At 32.1% G+C, this 15,445-nt stretch carries 17 protein-coding genes; 16 read left to right on the top strand and 1 reads right to left on the bottom strand.

Annotation, left to right across the window (positions count from 1 at the left end; genetic code table 11):
- Positions 1 to 62: 62 nt before the first annotated feature.
- Both ACZIYX_RS22270 and ACZIYX_RS22275 read left to right on the top strand, forming a co-directional pair.
- Positions 63 to 953, top strand: a complete 891-nt coding sequence (locus ACZIYX_RS22270; protein ID WP_462684469.1) for an RHS repeat-associated core domain-containing protein — start codon at positions 63 to 65, stop codon at positions 951 to 953.
- 2 nt (positions 954 to 955) lie between these two features.
- A complete protein-coding gene (locus tag ACZIYX_RS22275; protein ID WP_462684470.1) occupies positions 956 to 1,405 on the top strand; it encodes a hypothetical protein in 450 nt (149 codons plus the stop codon).
- A gap of 80 nt (positions 1,406 to 1,485) precedes the next feature.
- On the opposite strand, the gene ACZIYX_RS22280 is transcribed toward ACZIYX_RS22275, so the two are convergent.
- On the bottom strand, positions 1,486 to 1,719 hold the full coding sequence (locus tag ACZIYX_RS22280; RefSeq protein WP_462684471.1) for a hypothetical protein: 234 nt from the start codon (positions 1,717 to 1,719) through the stop codon (positions 1,486 to 1,488).
- 361 nt (positions 1,720 to 2,080) lie between these two features.
- Between ACZIYX_RS22280 and ACZIYX_RS22285 the strand changes: the two genes are divergently transcribed.
- From ACZIYX_RS22285 to ACZIYX_RS22350, 14 genes are all read left to right on the top strand, one after another.
- Positions 2,081 to 2,416 (top strand): transposase, encoded by a 336-nt coding sequence (locus ACZIYX_RS22285; protein WP_462684472.1) that lies wholly within the window; start codon positions 2,081 to 2,083, stop codon positions 2,414 to 2,416.
- Between the two features lie 1,054 nt (positions 2,417 to 3,470).
- Positions 3,471 to 3,881, top strand: coding sequence for a prepilin-type N-terminal cleavage/methylation domain-containing protein (locus ACZIYX_RS22290; RefSeq protein WP_462684473.1), 411 nt, complete (start codon positions 3,471 to 3,473; stop codon positions 3,879 to 3,881).
- Complete coding sequence (locus ACZIYX_RS22295; protein ID WP_462684474.1) at positions 3,881 to 4,363, top strand: prepilin peptidase; 483 nt, start codon at positions 3,881 to 3,883, stop codon at positions 4,361 to 4,363. The genes ACZIYX_RS22290 and ACZIYX_RS22295 overlap by 1 nt, the downstream gene beginning before the upstream one ends.
- A 5-nt stretch (positions 4,364 to 4,368) precedes the next feature.
- Positions 4,369 to 5,778, top strand: a complete 1,410-nt coding sequence (locus tag ACZIYX_RS22300; protein ID WP_462684475.1) for a GspE/PulE family protein — start codon at positions 4,369 to 4,371, stop codon at positions 5,776 to 5,778.
- 52 nt (positions 5,779 to 5,830) lie between these two features.
- Positions 5,831 to 8,032, top strand: a complete 2,202-nt coding sequence (locus ACZIYX_RS22305) for a type II secretion system protein GspD (protein WP_462684476.1) — start codon at positions 5,831 to 5,833, stop codon at positions 8,030 to 8,032.
- Positions 8,032 to 9,243, top strand: a complete 1,212-nt coding sequence (locus tag ACZIYX_RS22310; RefSeq protein ID WP_462684477.1) for a hypothetical protein — start codon at positions 8,032 to 8,034, stop codon at positions 9,241 to 9,243. Before ACZIYX_RS22305 ends, ACZIYX_RS22310 begins: the two co-directional genes overlap by 1 nt.
- Positions 9,227 to 9,745 carry a hypothetical protein gene (locus tag ACZIYX_RS22315; RefSeq protein WP_462684478.1) on the top strand — a complete coding sequence of 173 codons (519 nt, stop codon included), beginning with the start codon at positions 9,227 to 9,229 and terminating at the stop codon, positions 9,743 to 9,745. Before ACZIYX_RS22310 ends, ACZIYX_RS22315 begins: the two co-directional genes overlap by 17 nt.
- 112 nt (positions 9,746 to 9,857) lie before the next feature.
- Positions 9,858 to 10,508 (top strand): hypothetical protein, encoded by a 651-nt coding sequence (locus ACZIYX_RS22320; RefSeq protein WP_462684479.1) that lies wholly within the window; start codon positions 9,858 to 9,860, stop codon positions 10,506 to 10,508.
- Between the two features lie 2 nt (positions 10,509 to 10,510).
- Positions 10,511 to 11,440, top strand: a complete 930-nt coding sequence (locus ACZIYX_RS22325) for a hypothetical protein (protein ID WP_462684480.1) — start codon at positions 10,511 to 10,513, stop codon at positions 11,438 to 11,440.
- Positions 11,441 to 11,445: 5 nt separating this feature from the next.
- Positions 11,446 to 11,919, top strand: coding sequence for a hypothetical protein (locus tag ACZIYX_RS22330; protein ID WP_462684481.1), 474 nt, complete (start codon positions 11,446 to 11,448; stop codon positions 11,917 to 11,919).
- Positions 11,916 to 13,187, top strand: a complete 1,272-nt coding sequence (locus tag ACZIYX_RS22335; RefSeq protein WP_462684482.1) for a hypothetical protein — start codon at positions 11,916 to 11,918, stop codon at positions 13,185 to 13,187. Before ACZIYX_RS22330 ends, ACZIYX_RS22335 begins: the two co-directional genes overlap by 4 nt.
- The gene (locus tag ACZIYX_RS22340) at positions 13,175 to 13,489 is read left to right on the top strand and encodes a hypothetical protein (protein WP_462684483.1); all 315 of its coding nucleotides are present in this window, start codon (positions 13,175 to 13,177) and stop codon (positions 13,487 to 13,489) included. The genes ACZIYX_RS22335 and ACZIYX_RS22340 overlap by 13 nt, the downstream gene beginning before the upstream one ends.
- On the top strand, positions 13,486 to 13,950 hold the full coding sequence (locus ACZIYX_RS22345; protein ID WP_462684484.1) for a PulJ/GspJ family protein: 465 nt from the start codon (positions 13,486 to 13,488) through the stop codon (positions 13,948 to 13,950). The genes ACZIYX_RS22340 and ACZIYX_RS22345 overlap by 4 nt, the downstream gene beginning before the upstream one ends.
- A gap of 3 nt (positions 13,951 to 13,953) precedes the next feature.
- A complete protein-coding gene (locus tag ACZIYX_RS22350) occupies positions 13,954 to 15,084 on the top strand; it encodes a type II secretion system F family protein (RefSeq protein ID WP_462684485.1) in 1,131 nt (376 codons plus the stop codon).
- Positions 15,085 to 15,445 lie beyond the last annotated feature (361 nt).

The raw sequence follows: 15,445 nt of genomic DNA on the forward strand, positions 1-15,445 counted from the left end.
ACTAGGAAACTAGGCAAGCGGCTTAAAAAAATGCATTTGATTAGTTTTCCTTTGGAATGCCAATGCCTAATCGAAACCTACAAGGGGATTACAGATACGCATACCAAGGACAAGAAGTTGATCCAGAAACTGGAAAAGAAGCTTTTGAGTTAAGGCTTTGGGATAGTAGGATTGGGAGATGGTTGACTACTGATCCGTATGGGCAGTTTAATTCACCTTACCTTGGGATGCACAACAATCCTATTAGTGCTATTGATCCTGATGGTGGTTTTAGTTGGTTGGGTGCACAATGGTTCAAGCTGTGGCATGGTGGAGAGGTTTCTAAAGTAGATGGTAAATATGGTTCTTATTACAAAGTAACAGGTTTTGGTGATGAAGGTGCTTCAATTGCGGTGGGACGTGGAGATATTCCAACTCGTGAAGGTTGGTTAGCGGCTGCCAGGGAACGGCTTAGTGATCAAATATTTTGGGAACAACAAGGTTTAGAACTTACTTTCCACGAAAATCGTTTTGTAGCACTAGGACATATGACAAGCCCCGCTGCCCCAACAGCTAGGTTTAATGGTCTTTTGAATGCTACAACTAGTACTTTTAATAAAGCGTTTAAATTTAAAATAGCAAATGCTACAGAACAACAATTAGGGGCATTAAATCATGCAATAAGAAGGCATGGTGATGAATTAGCGGAATTAATTGGTAAACCTATCAAATGGACTAAACAGAAAAACCTTCAACCTGTTTTAGATAATTTTAATGATGCTGTCTCTATCATTGCAAAGCACGGTAAAAAAGTAGGAACAAAGGTAGTAGCTTTTGGAATAAAAGGATCTGGACAAAATAATGCTAGAACCTTAGTAAATGTTCATGAATATGTCCATAATAATAAAACATATTATCTCTTCACTCGAGCAAAAGATGATTTATTTGTTAGTGCAGGCTTAAAAACTAGGTAATTATGACATTAAGTGATGTAAACGTTTTGATTGATCAAAATATTAAAAAAAATATAGAAATTTTCTTATCTACTTATTTAGTGAACTTTGTTTCTACAGAAAATTTTTATGAATATCCTAAGTATAGGACGCCTGTTATTTATGAATCAGAAAATTTCAGAGATATGTTAAATTATGTATTAGAAAATAATGGAGATTATACGTTTTACTTTAAAAATAAGGATCAAGGATTAAAATTTAAAGAAGCTACTATTAAAATTAACAAAGATAATAGTTTGATCTTATCATTATCTACTCAAGCTGAATATGAAGAAATAACTAAAGAAAGTCTAAGCAATGTATTTAGTACAAAATATGTATTTATCACAAATGATATTCCACCTTTAGAAAGTAAAGAAGATATTTTGCAATATTTTCCCCGCTCCGCAAAGTCTCCCGACTTTGAGGAATGATTAAAGACGGTAGGTCAAAATAATAGAAATAGTAAAACAGTCACGATCTTTTAAAATAGGTTGTGGCTGTTTTTTTTGGTTTATAGTGTTTTAAGTTTAGCAGCTTTAAGCAGGTTGTCCAGCGCATATAAAATACCGCTTTTATCTTCTGTAGGTAAATTATCAATATCCTGTAACCGCTTAAGCATTTTAGGATCTTTAAGGAGTTCTGCGTTTTTATTCTCTCCAAGGAGATAACCAACGGTAGTATCTAATAGTTTAGCTAGTTTTACGGCAGCTTCGATACTGGGTGTCATTTCTTTCTTCACGCTCATACTTACCCTGCTAGCGCCAGAATGTTTCTGGTGCCGTCAAAGATTGGCAGCGTAAGAGTAATAATTGTAGTAAAAGATATAAAACAAAGAGGCTGTCTAAAAAGTAATTTTTGATAAAATTAAGCTGAATTATTTGTAGTATTTTCTAAAAAAAACTTTATTTCTTTCAGTAAAACCTTCTTTTAGAGTCGGTTTTTTGAAGTATTCATAATAAAAAAAGAGGGTGTCTGACTTTTTAGATACCCTCTTTTGTATTTTTAGGGTATGAGTAGGAAATATAAATTTAATAATAAACAAGGAGTGTATTTTGTAAGTTTTGCTACAGTATACTTGGATAGATATATTTACAAGAGAAATATATTTGTCTATTTTAGCAGAGAGTGTCGATTATTGCAGAAAGCATAAGGGGATGGAAGTATATGCCTATTGTTTTATGCCAAGTCATTTGCATTTTGTATTTCGTTCATCTAATGGGGATCCTTCTGGTTTATTGAGAGATTTCAAAAAGCATACTTCTAAAAAGATAATTCAGACTATTGAAGAAAACTCGCAGGAAAGTAGAAAAGAGTGGTTGTTATGGATGTTAGAAAAAGCAGGAAAAGAAAAAGAAAACATAAACAAGTATCAATTTTGGCAGCATCATAATCAACCTATAGAATTATGGACAAATAAAGGTACCCAGATGGCGCGGATATGATATCTCGGAATTGCATTCTGTGCCGTATTGAGTAAGCGGTAAGAGTAAGAAATATAGTAAAGACAGTGACGTTTTTATGATGTGGATGGTTTGTTTTTAAGATATCTGGCTGTAAATAATCGAGAGGTATTTTGAAAACGATACCCATAAAAAAAGCGAGTCTATTTTTGATCTCGCTTTTATTGTTTTTGTGCCCTTTTATCTAAATAGAGCATTTTTTGCCAACTCATTATTTACCTGTGTATAGCATAGCTGGAAGAAGCAGGCAGCTCTTTCAAAAAATTAATAAAAGGTTTAATGTTTAGTTGTAATGTAAAGGTGTATGTAGTTTTCATATCTTGTATTTTTAAATTAATAATCTTTGTTTTGATTCAAATAAACAATTGCCATGCCAAAAACATAAACACATGGTTTTCAAAATAATACATTTGTATTGCTTTACTCAATAACCTCCATGGGGGTATGTTACCTTCTTTTGTTACCAAAGCAACCGGTGCTATGTCTTTGACTAATGATAATTAGGTAACAGGAAGAATTTTTAGCCTTAAATATTATCAGATTAAGCCCAAGAGATTAAAAAAAACTATCAGATCATCAGACACCTTATTATTTGAAGATATATCAGGCAATTTGAAACGAACTACCGAAGAGTAAAAGTTAAAAAAGTATGAAAAAGCGAAATGATTGTGAATATCCTACTGAATATATTTTTTTTTCAAAAAAACATTATAGTTCCGAAAAACGAAACTAAAATTTGGTATCATTGTGCTGTAAACCTAAAAAAAATACTGTGGACAAAAAAAGCAAAAAATAAAAGGTAACAAATAGAAGATATCGTACACTTACAATAGGGGATTATTAATATTATATAGAGTACAGAAATATAAAGACCCCTATCCTTTGGTTTGTAAAGATTTAAAGTCCTTTAAAAATCTTATTTTTACGGCCATTTTTAAGTATAAAATATTTATATAAAACTTAAAACAATAAGGGTTATTTTGAATCAAGAAAATTGTAAGGGTTTTATATATAGAAAAAACACTAAAATATACTCATGAAAAAAGTCTTATCTAAAAAAGTAAAGGCATTTAATTTACAAGAGATGCTTCTTGTACTAGCAATTATTGGGATTTTGTTATTGATAGCATTACCAAATTTTTTGCCATTAATAGCGCAAACCAAAGCACAAGAAGCCAAAATACAACTCAAGACGATTAGTAATATGCAAACACAATACAGGTATCTTAATTCTAAATATTCTATAGACTTTACAGAGCTTAATTATGAAGCACCCAAAACAGTAAAAAACGGAGGTACAGCAAATTATAGCTACGAAGTTTTGCAAGCCAGTGTTTCTAATTTTAAAGCCAGAGCTACCGCTGTAGTTGATTTTGATGGTGATGGGGTATTTGATGTATGGGAAATTGACGAAAACGGAGACCCAAAACAAATTATAAAAGACTAATGCTTTTTCTTAAAATAATAGTTATTGTTATTCTGGGTAGTATATCCTATCAGGATTTTAAAGACAGAGAGGTATATATAATTATTTTTCCTGTTCTTATAACCTTATTAGGGTTTTTGCACTATCAAAATGTAGAACAAATACATTTTTTATACGCTATAGGTATAAACACAGGAGTTCTTATCGGGATAATGGGATTGCTATACCTTTATACCATTCTAAAATTAAAACGCTCTTTCTTTAAAGAAGTTTTTGGAACAGGCGATTTATTGTTTTTTATAGCATTGGCAGCTGGGTTTCCAACCATAACATTTATTGTAGTATTGGTATTTTCTTTGTTTTTTTCGCTTTTGGTATCTATAATAGTGCAAAAAAAACAAGAACAAAACACCGTTCCCCTTGCAGGGTATATGGCTTTGTTTTTAGGAACTATGTTTATAGTACAATGGACTACTAATGCTTTAACTATGTACAGGATATGAGCAGTATGAAAACATACGAAATACCGGTGGATCTAAAGCAGCAAATTACTTCTAATCAGGCATTCCACTATAGGATAATACCGATATCCAAAATAGAAGAAGTCCTGCAGCTAAAAACAGATCATCCGGATCCGGATAGTTTGCAAAAAGAACTTACTATTATTTTAGGAAGAACAGTTAATATTATTCCTGAAACTACAGAAAATATACAATCCTATTTAACATTTAATTACCGAAAAACAACAGCTTCTTCAAGCGAAAAATTACAATATGAAGATCAATTTCTACAAAAACTAATTGCTACGGCAAAAGATTTTGGAAGTAGCGATATACACATGGAACCCTACGAAAAACTATCCAGAGTACGTTTTAGGCTAGATGGCAAACTAAAAGAGCAATATACAATTGTCAATACAGAATACCCGCAACTGGTTAATCAAATCAAAATACAATCCGGTTTGGATATTTCTCAAAAACGTTTGGCACAAGATGGACGAATTACGTTTAAAGATGGTACGCACGAATTTGATATAAGAGTATCCACCATGCCAACGCTTTATGGCGAAAAAATAGTATTACGACTACTTAATAGAGATACGCAAGAGGTATCTTTAAATGATTTGGGTTTTACAGAAACAGAAATCAAAGAATATAGGGAAGCAATTAAAAAACCTCAGGGAATTATTTTGATATCAGGTCCTACGGGGTCAGGAAAAACAACTACACTATATGCTACCCTAAAGGAACTAAATAAAGAAACCACCAATATTCTTACTATTGAAGATCCTATAGAATATACACTTCAGGGAATTAACCAAGTACAGCTTAGAGAAGATATCGAATTTGATTTTCCTGCGGCTTTACGAGCATTTTTGCGTCAGGATCCGGATATCATTATGGTAGGAGAGATAAGGGATGATCGTACAGCAGGAATGGCAATTAAGGCTGCGCTAACAGGACATTTGGTACTGTCTACCATACATACCAATTCTGCCTGGGCAACTATTTCCAGATTGATAGATATGAAAGTCCCTGCCTTTTTGCTAGCCAATACAATTACAATGAGTATTGCCCAACGTTTGGTAAGAAAGCTTTGTACACACTGTAAAACAAAAAAAAAGTCAGAAACAAAAGATTTTCCTCAGGGATTTACAATTCCAGAAGAAATGGAAGAGCATTATACCGCAACAGGATGCAACCAATGTTATCATACAGGTTATATGGGGCGTAAAGCAATTTATGAAATACTACCTATTACCAGAGAATTAGAAACTGCTATAAAGCATAATGAGTTGGAAATAGATGCTTATATAGAAAAAAGAAAAATAAAAACCTTACAGCATAATGCAATACGTATGATTATTGCCGGAGAAACTTCGGTAGAAGAAGTTTATGCTTTACTGACAGATAGTTGAATATTATAAAAACAAGTAATATTCATAAAACAAAAAAAGGAATACAAAACAGATGAAAATAAAAACACACATATTGATCTTTGTTCTTGCCGTTGGGATACAAGTATTGGCGCAGGAAGGTTTTCAAAACCAAGGACAAAACAATACCAGGATTTCTACTATAGAAAATAAGTTGCAATTACTTAATGTAGATATTCCCGGGTTAGCAGAAAAAGTAAATGTAAATATATCCAATACTTCTTTACTTAATTTTTTAAGAGCAGTATCTCAGGTACATAAAATCAATATTAATTTAGCTTCAGAGCTAAACAATATTACTATTGTTAATGGATTTAACGATGTAAGTGTTCAGGATCTGTTAATGTTTTTGGTAAAAGAATACCAATTGGATATTACATTTACAGGCAATATCCTGTCTGTAAAATCTTATGTTGCCCCTGTAGTTGTTCCCGTAGAGAAGGATATAGCAGTACAATATGATGTTTTATCGGGCGCATTATCTATGGATCTTAACAACGATCCTTTACCAAAGGCGTTTAGAAAAATAACCAAAGTTTCTGGCAAAAATTTACTATTTACACCAGAGTTAAGTAATAAAAGTTTAAACCTCTTTATAAGTGATGTTCCTTTTGATATTGCAATGAAAAAGCTTGCCGAAGCAAACTCTCTGGATTTTAAAAAAACAAAAGATGGTTTTTATGAATTTGATGCTTTTTCACAAACAGGCAATTCAACAAATGGTTCTGTAAATTATCGGTCACGGCGATCTAATTTTTCCTATAAAATATTAGATACTTTGGCAAGAGTAGTATCTGTAGATTTAAGGGATACCCCGGTATCTGAGGTAGTTTATACCCTTGCCGAGGATTTGAAACTGGATATTTTTACAGCTTCCCCTCTTGAAAATGCAGGAAAAGTAACTGTAAAAACCGAAACCATTTCTTTTGACGATTTATTGGTAAAGATTTTTGAAAGCAATACGATTTCTGCACAAGATAATATATCAAACCAAAACAGCACGAATAATTATAACGGGCAACAAAACCCCCATAATAATACAGTATCCACATCCGGGATATTTACCTTTAAAAGAGAAGGAAATGTATATTATTTTGGGACAGAAGATCAACTTGCGTTAAAGAAAATAGAGTTGGTACAAATGATGTACCGTTCTATTGCTTTGCTAGGAGACGCCAATTCTTCCAGCTCTTATAGTAATAGTTCTAATAATTCTAATTTTACAACAGGAGGGGTTAATTACATTTCCGGATCTTCCAGTACTTCCGGGGTTAATCAAAACGGAATTAATAGAAATCAACGTAGCTCTTTTAATAACAATGGCTCATCTTCCAGCGGGGGGCAAGCAGGATCTATTTCAGATATTTTTCCTTCTTCTATAACAGATGGTTTGGATATAAAAATAGATACCGAGCTAAACAGTTTTGTAGTTAGTGGGCCGGGAGCTCGTGTAGAAAAGTTTAAAAATTTCATAAAATATATAGATAAACCAGTGCCTTTGATATTGATAGAAGTAATGATTCTAGAAGTTAATCGATCAGCAACAGTAGAAGCAGGCGTAGAATTTGGAATTGGCAAAGAACCCGTTACAACTCAGGGAAAAGTATTTCCGGATGCAAAAATTACATTAGGGGCTTCTACAATCAATCGTATTATTGGAGGATTTGATGGTTTTGGGTCTCTAAATCTGGGCAATGTAGTTCCAAATTTTTATATGGATATCAAAGCTATGGAGACCAATGGTAATGTAAAAATATTATCTACACCCAAATTAAGTACCCTAAATGGGCATAAGGCATACCTCTCTAGTGGGCAAACGACGTATTATGCAGTAACAAACCAAAACTTTTTTGGATCGCAAATTCCGCAAACATCCGAGGTGGTTAATTACCTGCCCATAGACGCAGAATTAGCTTTGGAGTTTAAACCTTTTGTGTCTGGAGATGGGCAAATTACACTAGACATACAAGTAATTCAATCTAGTTTTACAGGGCAACGTATTGCCAAAAATGCTCCGCCAGATATTAATAGTCGCAGATTTTCTTCTATTATGAGGATGCGCGCTAACGATGTAGCTATTTTGGGAGGAATAGAGCAAAAAGTAAAAAACGATTCAGGTTCCGGAGTCCCCTTATTATCCCGTATTCCAATTATAAAGTGGTTATTTAGCTCAAGAAAAAGAGAGGATTCCAGAAAAAAATTAAATGTAATAATTAAACCTACCGTATTTTATTAATGATGAAATCTTTATCATCATATAGCCCTGTAAAGAAAACTTTAGCAATGCTGGAGTATTCGCATCATGAAGGTAAACCTATATTTCTGGGTCTGGAACTGGTGCAGAAAAAAGGAGAATTGGATATAGACCAGACTTTTGTGGTAGAGCATCTTCAAAATATATCACAATTTGTTAGGAAACAGCAACTTAACTTGATTATAACAGATGATCAGGTATTGTTAAAAGAAGTGTCTGATACAGGTACAGATGCGGATATTGTTTCAGAAGCTTTTCCGAATTTAAACCTGAATGATTTTTATTATCAGATCCTGCGAACTACCAAAAAATCTTTTATAGCTGTATGCAGAAAGATACATGTACAAACGCTTATAGAACAAATAGAAAAAACGAAAATTAAAGTGATTTCGGTATCTCTGGGAGCATTAAAAATGGCAGCTCTGGCAGAGTATGCGGCAGATGAGGACTTGATAAGCTATGCAAATAAGGTTGTTTTTGATAATGGAGAAGTAGATTTTATAATACCCGAAAATGAAAAACAAGAAAAACAATACCGTATCGAAGATCTTGATTTTTCTTCAAAATATACACTTCCATTAGCAGTAGCTATGGATTTGATAGTGGCAACAAGTAAAGTCTCAGGAAATCTTGAAATCAAAAACCAAGAATTACATAAAGAATACAAGGGAATCCGATTTTTTAAGAATACACTGCAGATAGGAATTGGATTTTTGTTGGGGACATTGTTGCTTAATTTTTTTGTGTTTAGCTCTAATTACAAAAAATGGCAAACATTACAGGAAGAGTTACAAGTGTATACAACCCAAAAAGAGCAGATCCTTATAAAACAGAAAGAGGTCGAAACTAAAGAAAATCTGGTACAAAGCATATTAACCACAGGTTTTTCAAAAGGTTCTTTTTATATAGATCAAATTGTGCAAGTACAACCATCTACCATAATTTTAAATTCATTTACCTATCAACCTCTGCAAAAACCTGTTCGAAAAGATAAAATGATTGAAATTAAACAAGGGATAATTTCTATAAGTGGAGAATCTACAGATAAAGGAGATTTTACTGTCTGGTTAAAAACAATAGAAGAATTAGAATTTATAGATAATGTTACTATAATACAATATGGATTAAATAAAAGAAATGTTTCAGATTTTGAATTAACATTAAGCATTAAAAAGGATGGAACAAAAGACTAAGAACAGACTCCTGATTGCAGGCTTTTTGAGCGTATTGTTTATTGCATATCAATTTAGTTTTACCAAAACATTTGCCATCTGTACCGAAGTGTCCAAGCTGGAAGATGAAAAAGAAAAATATTTGTCGGCACCAATGCAATTGGCAACATTAACAAAAAAAGAACGCCAATTAGATGCTGTTTTATCCAAAAATAATGTTGAAGGAAGTTCATTGCAACATAATCTTTTAAAAACCTTAAACACATTATCTAATACATCTGATATTAAAGTTATAGCTTTTGAAGAACCTCATGAATATAATAATGAAACAACAAAGGAAGGGGTTATTACCTACGATTTTATTTTACAAGGAGATTATAAAGGATTGATTGAAGTTATTTATGATTTGGAACAGCAGTATAGCTTTGGAAACATTGCTCAAATAAATTTTGAAAAAAAGAAGAATTTTAGAACAGGAGCAACATATCTGCAATGCAGAGTATTACTACAACGTTTAAATTAATGCCCTAAAAAACAAAAGAAAAAATAGTATGAAATATATAATATGCCGTTTCGCAATACTTTTAACGTTTTGCTGTATAGGTTGCCACAGTATTAAAATTGATCAAAATAATATGCATACTGCTATTAAAACCCCTGTAGCATTAGGAGTTATAGGATTGCAAAAACAAGGACTGTACAACGCAGAATTTAAAGTCTCTGCAATACCAGAATACAAAAAACAAATAAGGGCAAATAGTACTATGGTAGATTTTAATAAAACCACCTTTAATGCATATTTAAAAAAATCTAAAGAAAATGTGCAAAATATTAACTATGCAGACTCTTTAAAAAACAAACCCCGATTTGTGACTATCGATTTATTAGATCGAATTACTGCAATAACAGAACTGCAAAAGCAATATAATGCAGAAACATACACATACTTAAAAGGACAAAAAAAGGCTGTAATTGTTACTTCAATATCATTAGCGCTTTCTGAAACCCGCCTGAAACAAATAACAGATGCTGAAACCATATTTTTAAGCAATAGTTCCTATAAACAATATGCATTATCTTTGTTCAAAGATGGTAAATTATACCAAACAATCAATTTTTCAGAAACCACAATTTTTGCGTATAAACTATCCTTCTTTTGTTGGAGCGAAAATGATAGAAGACAGATTGCCTTGGCGGATATTATAGACGAAAAATCATCTTGCCCTAAAAATGCATATCGTGATGCTATAAAAGCAGAAGAAAAAATGAAATTTTTTAAACTTTAATCATGAAAAAAATAAACCTATATATAATTGTGCTTTTTGGTCTGTTTATGAGTTGTGAAGAAGTACTGTTTGAAGAAGATTTATCGGATAAAAAAACGATTCTTATAGCACCTTCCAACGAAGCAAAGGTAGAAAACACTTCAGTAACATTTAGTTGGGAAGCATTGGATCAGGCAACAGAATATCGATTACAACTAGCGCAGCCTAGCTTTGAGAATGCCTCTCAAGTAGTTATAGATACCACAGTAAAATCTACCAGTTTTAATGCTAAATTGGTAAAGAATACCTATCAGTGGAGGGTAAGAGCTCAAAATTCAGGTTCTGTAACACCGTATACAGCAGCAAGTTTTACAGTTGTAGAAAGTGAAGATTTTTCCTCCAGAGAAGTGTTGTTAGTGCTCCCCCAAAATAATGCAATTACAAATCAGACTACTTTAAGTTTACAATGGCAACCTATAACAGAGGCTACATTATATAGGGTACAATTGCTTAAGGACAACAATGAGATTATTAGTGATAAAACGACAACAAATACTTCTTTGTCCGGTATTTTTCCAGAAGGAATAACCAAATGGCAGGTACGGGCAGAAAATAACACACAAAGTACACTCTATACTACAAGAACCATAACAGTAGATAGTAAAAATCCAAAAAAACCTGTTACCACAGCCCCGGTAAATGATGCATCTCAGGCAGGGACCAAAGTCACCTTTGTCTGGACTAGAGAAGCTGTAGCAGGAACAGCAGAGTTTGATAGTATATACGTGTATAAAGATTTGCAATTAACACAATTAGCGGTTAAAAACAGAGTGACCTCTCCTTCAGACATCGATTTGGAGGCAAGTACAACATATTATTGGTTTATAAAAGCTTTTGATCAGGCAGGTAACCAAGGCGAATCCAGTACAGTGTCAAAATTTATAATAAATTAACAGTTATGCTAAAGGGTAAAAAGGCATTATATATCTTATTATCACTAGTGGCATTTATCTGGGGAGCAATCATTTTTCAAATAATAGGAGCTTTTTCAGATGAAAACCCTGTTGTTTCTGATGCCAAAGAAATATCTGTTTCTCCTTTAAAAACAAAAGAACGGGATACATTTAGCTTAGGAGAAATAAAAAGAGATCCTTTTTTGGGCACTTTATATATACCGAAAAAAAAAGAAAATAAGTTGCCATTAAAACCAAAAACCAAAAAAGAACCAATGATATGGCCACCTATTCAATATAAAGGAGTTGTGTCGGGGCAAAATAGTGCAAATGCTATTTATTTAATTCAAATTAATAATATAGATCAGCTTATAAAACTAAAAGAAACGATTTCTGAGGTTACCTTATTAAAAGCGTTTTCAAATTCAATCCAAGTACGTTATAAGGGGAAAGTAAAAGAATATAAAATAATAAATTGAAGTTATTGTTAAAAATAAAAGCACAAGCAATGCAGTTTGCCATACTAATCTCGGTACTGGTAGCATTATTATTAAGCGCTTTTTTATTACTTACCCATGTACAATCATTTTTTAGAATTAAATCTAAAGAAATAATAGAAGTGTTTGAAGAATCCAATAAACAACTATTTGTATCTCTGGATATAGCAAACCAACCAACCGATACAATTAGTACTACAATAGATTATAAAACGATAAAACAAATTAAAAAGTATCAAGGAGCATGGCTGAAACAATATGTAGAAGTTGGCATACATAACAGAAAAGCAGTAAAAGTAGCTTATACAGGATCAGAAAGGTCTGAAAAAACACCAAATCTGTATGTAGAAGATACAAACTCACCTATTGTAGTGGTGGGGGATACTAGATTAGAAGGAAACAGTTACCTTCCAAAACAAGGAGTTAAAGCCGGTAATATTTCGGGTAATTACTATCAGGGCACCAATTTATATTATGGTAAAGTAATAGAAAGTAAAATATCTTTACCAAGGTTAGAACCAAAATGGATCGAATATTTAGAGAGTATTTCACAAGGAGATTTTTTAGATATTTCTAATGTAATTCCCCTTCAAAAGGAACTTAAAAATTCTTTTGTAAATCCTGTTCAGGTGGTATACAGCCCGGAGCCTGTTTTTTTAGAAGAAAACGAAATAACAGGAAATATAATAATACAATCCCTTACTAAAATTGTTGTGAGGCCAGAATCTAAACTAAAAGATGTTCTTTTAATAGCTCCCGAAATTATTATAAGCGATGATGCAAAAGGTGCTTTTCAATGTATTGCAACAAAAAATATATCTGTAGGTAAAAGGTGCCACCTGTTTTATCCTTCTTCTATAATATTATTAGACAAAAAAAAACTTCAAAAAAAAGATCAAAATAATCAGTATCAACAAGCTCATCCAGATATTATGATAGATAAAGGAACCGTAATTGAAGGAACTATTGTGTATTTAAATAAAACCAGAGACCAGATAAGCCGTATTAAAACAAATTTAGAAATAGGTACGGATATTAAAATTGTAGGAGAGGTATATTGTCAGGGAAATATTGATTTTCAAGGATCTGTTTTTGGGTCTTTGTATACCCATCAATTTATAGCAAGACAATTTGGATCTGTATATCTAAATCACATTTACAACGGTAAAGTTATACAAAACCCCATAGTTGGCTATAGTGGATTACCATTTTTGGATACCAAAAATACAATTGCAAAATGGTTGTACTAAAAAAAATACGAGCTGCTACCTTGGTAGAAGTACTAACTGCTTCGGTATTGATTATTGTTGTATTTATGATTGCTAGCTTGAGCTTTAATAATGTTTTTAACAATCAATTAAAGGGAGACCAAAGCAGTATTGATAATAAAGCAAAAGAATTGGAGTACCTTTTGATCCATAAAAAAATAAAAACACCATATATCGAAGATTTTGATGGTTGGGAGATCAGGGTTATTAATAATGAAAATCACACAACAATATCCTATAGTAAAAATGGTATAGAATATAAAAAGGAATTGTTTTTTAAATGAAAACTATAAACTTTAAAGTAAAAGCTTTTACCTTAACCGAGGTTATGGTGGTTATGGTAATCTCGGCAATAGTTGCGGGTCTGGCATTTTCTGTATTGAATGTGGTACAAAATAATATGCGAAGTATAGATGCAAATTATGAGTATCAAGAACAAATACAATCTTTAGAAACAGCTTTGACTATAGATTTTAATAAGTTTACATCGATAAAATGGAATCCAATTGATGATACAATGTTGGTTTTTTCTCCTTTACAAGAAAGAAAATACATTTTTTTTAAGGACAGTATAGTTTCTGACCTTTATACATATTCTTTGTTAATAAAAGAAAAAGAGTTTTATTTTAAAGGAGAGCCTGTAAATTCGGGCTCTATAGATGCTGTAAAATTAACTTTTTATAATACCAGGGATTTACATCGTGTTTTTGTGTTCAAGTATAACGATCCTACAATACATTTCTGAACAATGGGTATAAAAATAGAAAAAATTAAAAAACAGGATCAAAAAGATACTTCTTTTGATGTCTCGGCGATATTAACTAAAGAAATCACTCTTTTTGGAACAGCTTTTACAACTAAAAAAAAAGAACAATGGTATGCAGAACTGGGTGTTCTTTTAAAATCCGGAATTGACCTCAGAAGCGGTTTACAATTGTTGTCTGAAACACAAAAAAAAGAAAAAGATCAAAAATTAATGTCTTCTATGCTTTCTAAGTTAGTAGAAGGAACTTCTTTTTCTGAAATATTGCAACAAGATAAAAACTTTACAGATTACGAATATCATGCTATAAGGATTGGGGAACAAACAGGTGAGCTTGCAAAAATAGCTATGGAGCTTAGTGAGTTTTTCAGACGTAAAAATGAGCTTCGCAGGGAGATTATTTCTGCACTTACCTATCCTGTTATTGTTATGTGTACTGCAATGATTGTAATTGTTTTTATGCTGCGATATGTTGTGCCAATGTTTGTCGATATTTTTAAACAAAACAATGTTGAGCTTCCCGGGGTAACCAAAGGGATTATTAATTTTTCAGATTTTTTGAGCAACAATGGATTGTTATTGTTGTTAAGCGTTATTATAAGTATTGGAGCACTAATTTTTGTGTCCAAAAAACAATGGTATCGTAAAATATTAGGTAATACCCAGTTAAGATTACCAATATTGGGTAATTATTTTCAGCGTATATATATGGCACAATTTACCCAAGCAATAGCATTATTGACTTCTGCCAAAGTGCCTATGATAGAAAGTATAGACCTGGTAAAAAACATGATTGATTTTTATCCATTACAGCAAGGATTAAATAAAACAAAACAAATGGTTCTTGCAGGAGATTCCTTAAGCGTTTCTTTTTCTAAAAGCCCGATTTTTGATAAAAAAATGATTGCAATGGTTCGTGTAGCAGAAGAAACTAATCAGACAGAATTTATATTTCAAAAATTAAATGAACAATATAATCAACAGGTAAAATATCAATCTCAAGTTATATCCAATGTACTAAACCCTTTGTTAACCGTGTTTGTAGGTATTATTGTAGGGGTCATTCTTATTGCAATGTATTTGCCAATGTTTAGGCTTAGTAGCGTGATCGGGTAGTTTTTAATCCTTATAAAGGGGGGTACTTACCTTAAAAATATATTCAAAAAAAATCTTACATACTTTTATCGAAGTTGTTTTAAACCATATATTAAATCCGGATTATGCAATAAAAAATCTATTACACCCCTAATCTATTGCAAATACAGCCGTTACCCTTGGTTTTTTACTTTCGATAAACTCAGGGTAAACTACTATGCTAAAACTAAGAAAATCATTGTATTTATAGTATCTCAAAGTTTCATAACGAATTTCTTACATAATCCGGTCTAATAGAGCTGTAAACTTGTTTTTTTTTGAAATAACACCATTTCTTATTTGATATTACTGTAATAATTTGTATTTTGTAATATGCCAAAAA

Source organism: Aquimarina sp., assembly GCF_977115655.1.

Bases quoted from the DNA above. Each gene is read 5' to 3' on its own strand.
- ACZIYX_RS22270 (WP_462684469.1), top strand. From the start codon at position 63: ATGCCTAATCGAAACCTACAAGGGGATTACAGATACGCATACCAAGGA.
- ACZIYX_RS22275 (WP_462684470.1), top strand. From the start codon at position 956: ATGACATTAAGTGATGTAAACGTTTTGATTGATCAAAATATTAAAAAA.
- ACZIYX_RS22280 (WP_462684471.1), bottom strand. From the start codon at position 1,719: ATGAGCGTGAAGAAAGAAATGACACCCAGTATCGAAGCTGCCGTAAAA.
- ACZIYX_RS22290 (WP_462684473.1), top strand. From the start codon at position 3,471: ATGAAAAAAGTCTTATCTAAAAAAGTAAAGGCATTTAATTTACAAGAG.
- ACZIYX_RS22295 (WP_462684474.1), top strand. From the start codon at position 3,881: ATGCTTTTTCTTAAAATAATAGTTATTGTTATTCTGGGTAGTATATCC.
- ACZIYX_RS22300 (WP_462684475.1), top strand. From the start codon at position 4,369: ATGAAAACATACGAAATACCGGTGGATCTAAAGCAGCAAATTACTTCT.
- ACZIYX_RS22305 (WP_462684476.1), top strand. From the start codon at position 5,831: ATGAAAATAAAAACACACATATTGATCTTTGTTCTTGCCGTTGGGATA.
- ACZIYX_RS22310 (WP_462684477.1), top strand. From the start codon at position 8,032: ATGATGAAATCTTTATCATCATATAGCCCTGTAAAGAAAACTTTAGCA.
- ACZIYX_RS22315 (WP_462684478.1), top strand. From the start codon at position 9,227: ATGGAACAAAAGACTAAGAACAGACTCCTGATTGCAGGCTTTTTGAGC.
- ACZIYX_RS22320 (WP_462684479.1), top strand. From the start codon at position 9,858: ATGCATACTGCTATTAAAACCCCTGTAGCATTAGGAGTTATAGGATTG.
- ACZIYX_RS22325 (WP_462684480.1), top strand. From the start codon at position 10,511: ATGAAAAAAATAAACCTATATATAATTGTGCTTTTTGGTCTGTTTATG.
- ACZIYX_RS22330 (WP_462684481.1), top strand. From the start codon at position 11,446: ATGCTAAAGGGTAAAAAGGCATTATATATCTTATTATCACTAGTGGCA.
- ACZIYX_RS22340 (WP_462684483.1), top strand. From the start codon at position 13,175: ATGGTTGTACTAAAAAAAATACGAGCTGCTACCTTGGTAGAAGTACTA.
- ACZIYX_RS22345 (WP_462684484.1), top strand. From the start codon at position 13,486: ATGAAAACTATAAACTTTAAAGTAAAAGCTTTTACCTTAACCGAGGTT.
- ACZIYX_RS22350 (WP_462684485.1), top strand. From the start codon at position 13,954: ATGGGTATAAAAATAGAAAAAATTAAAAAACAGGATCAAAAAGATACT.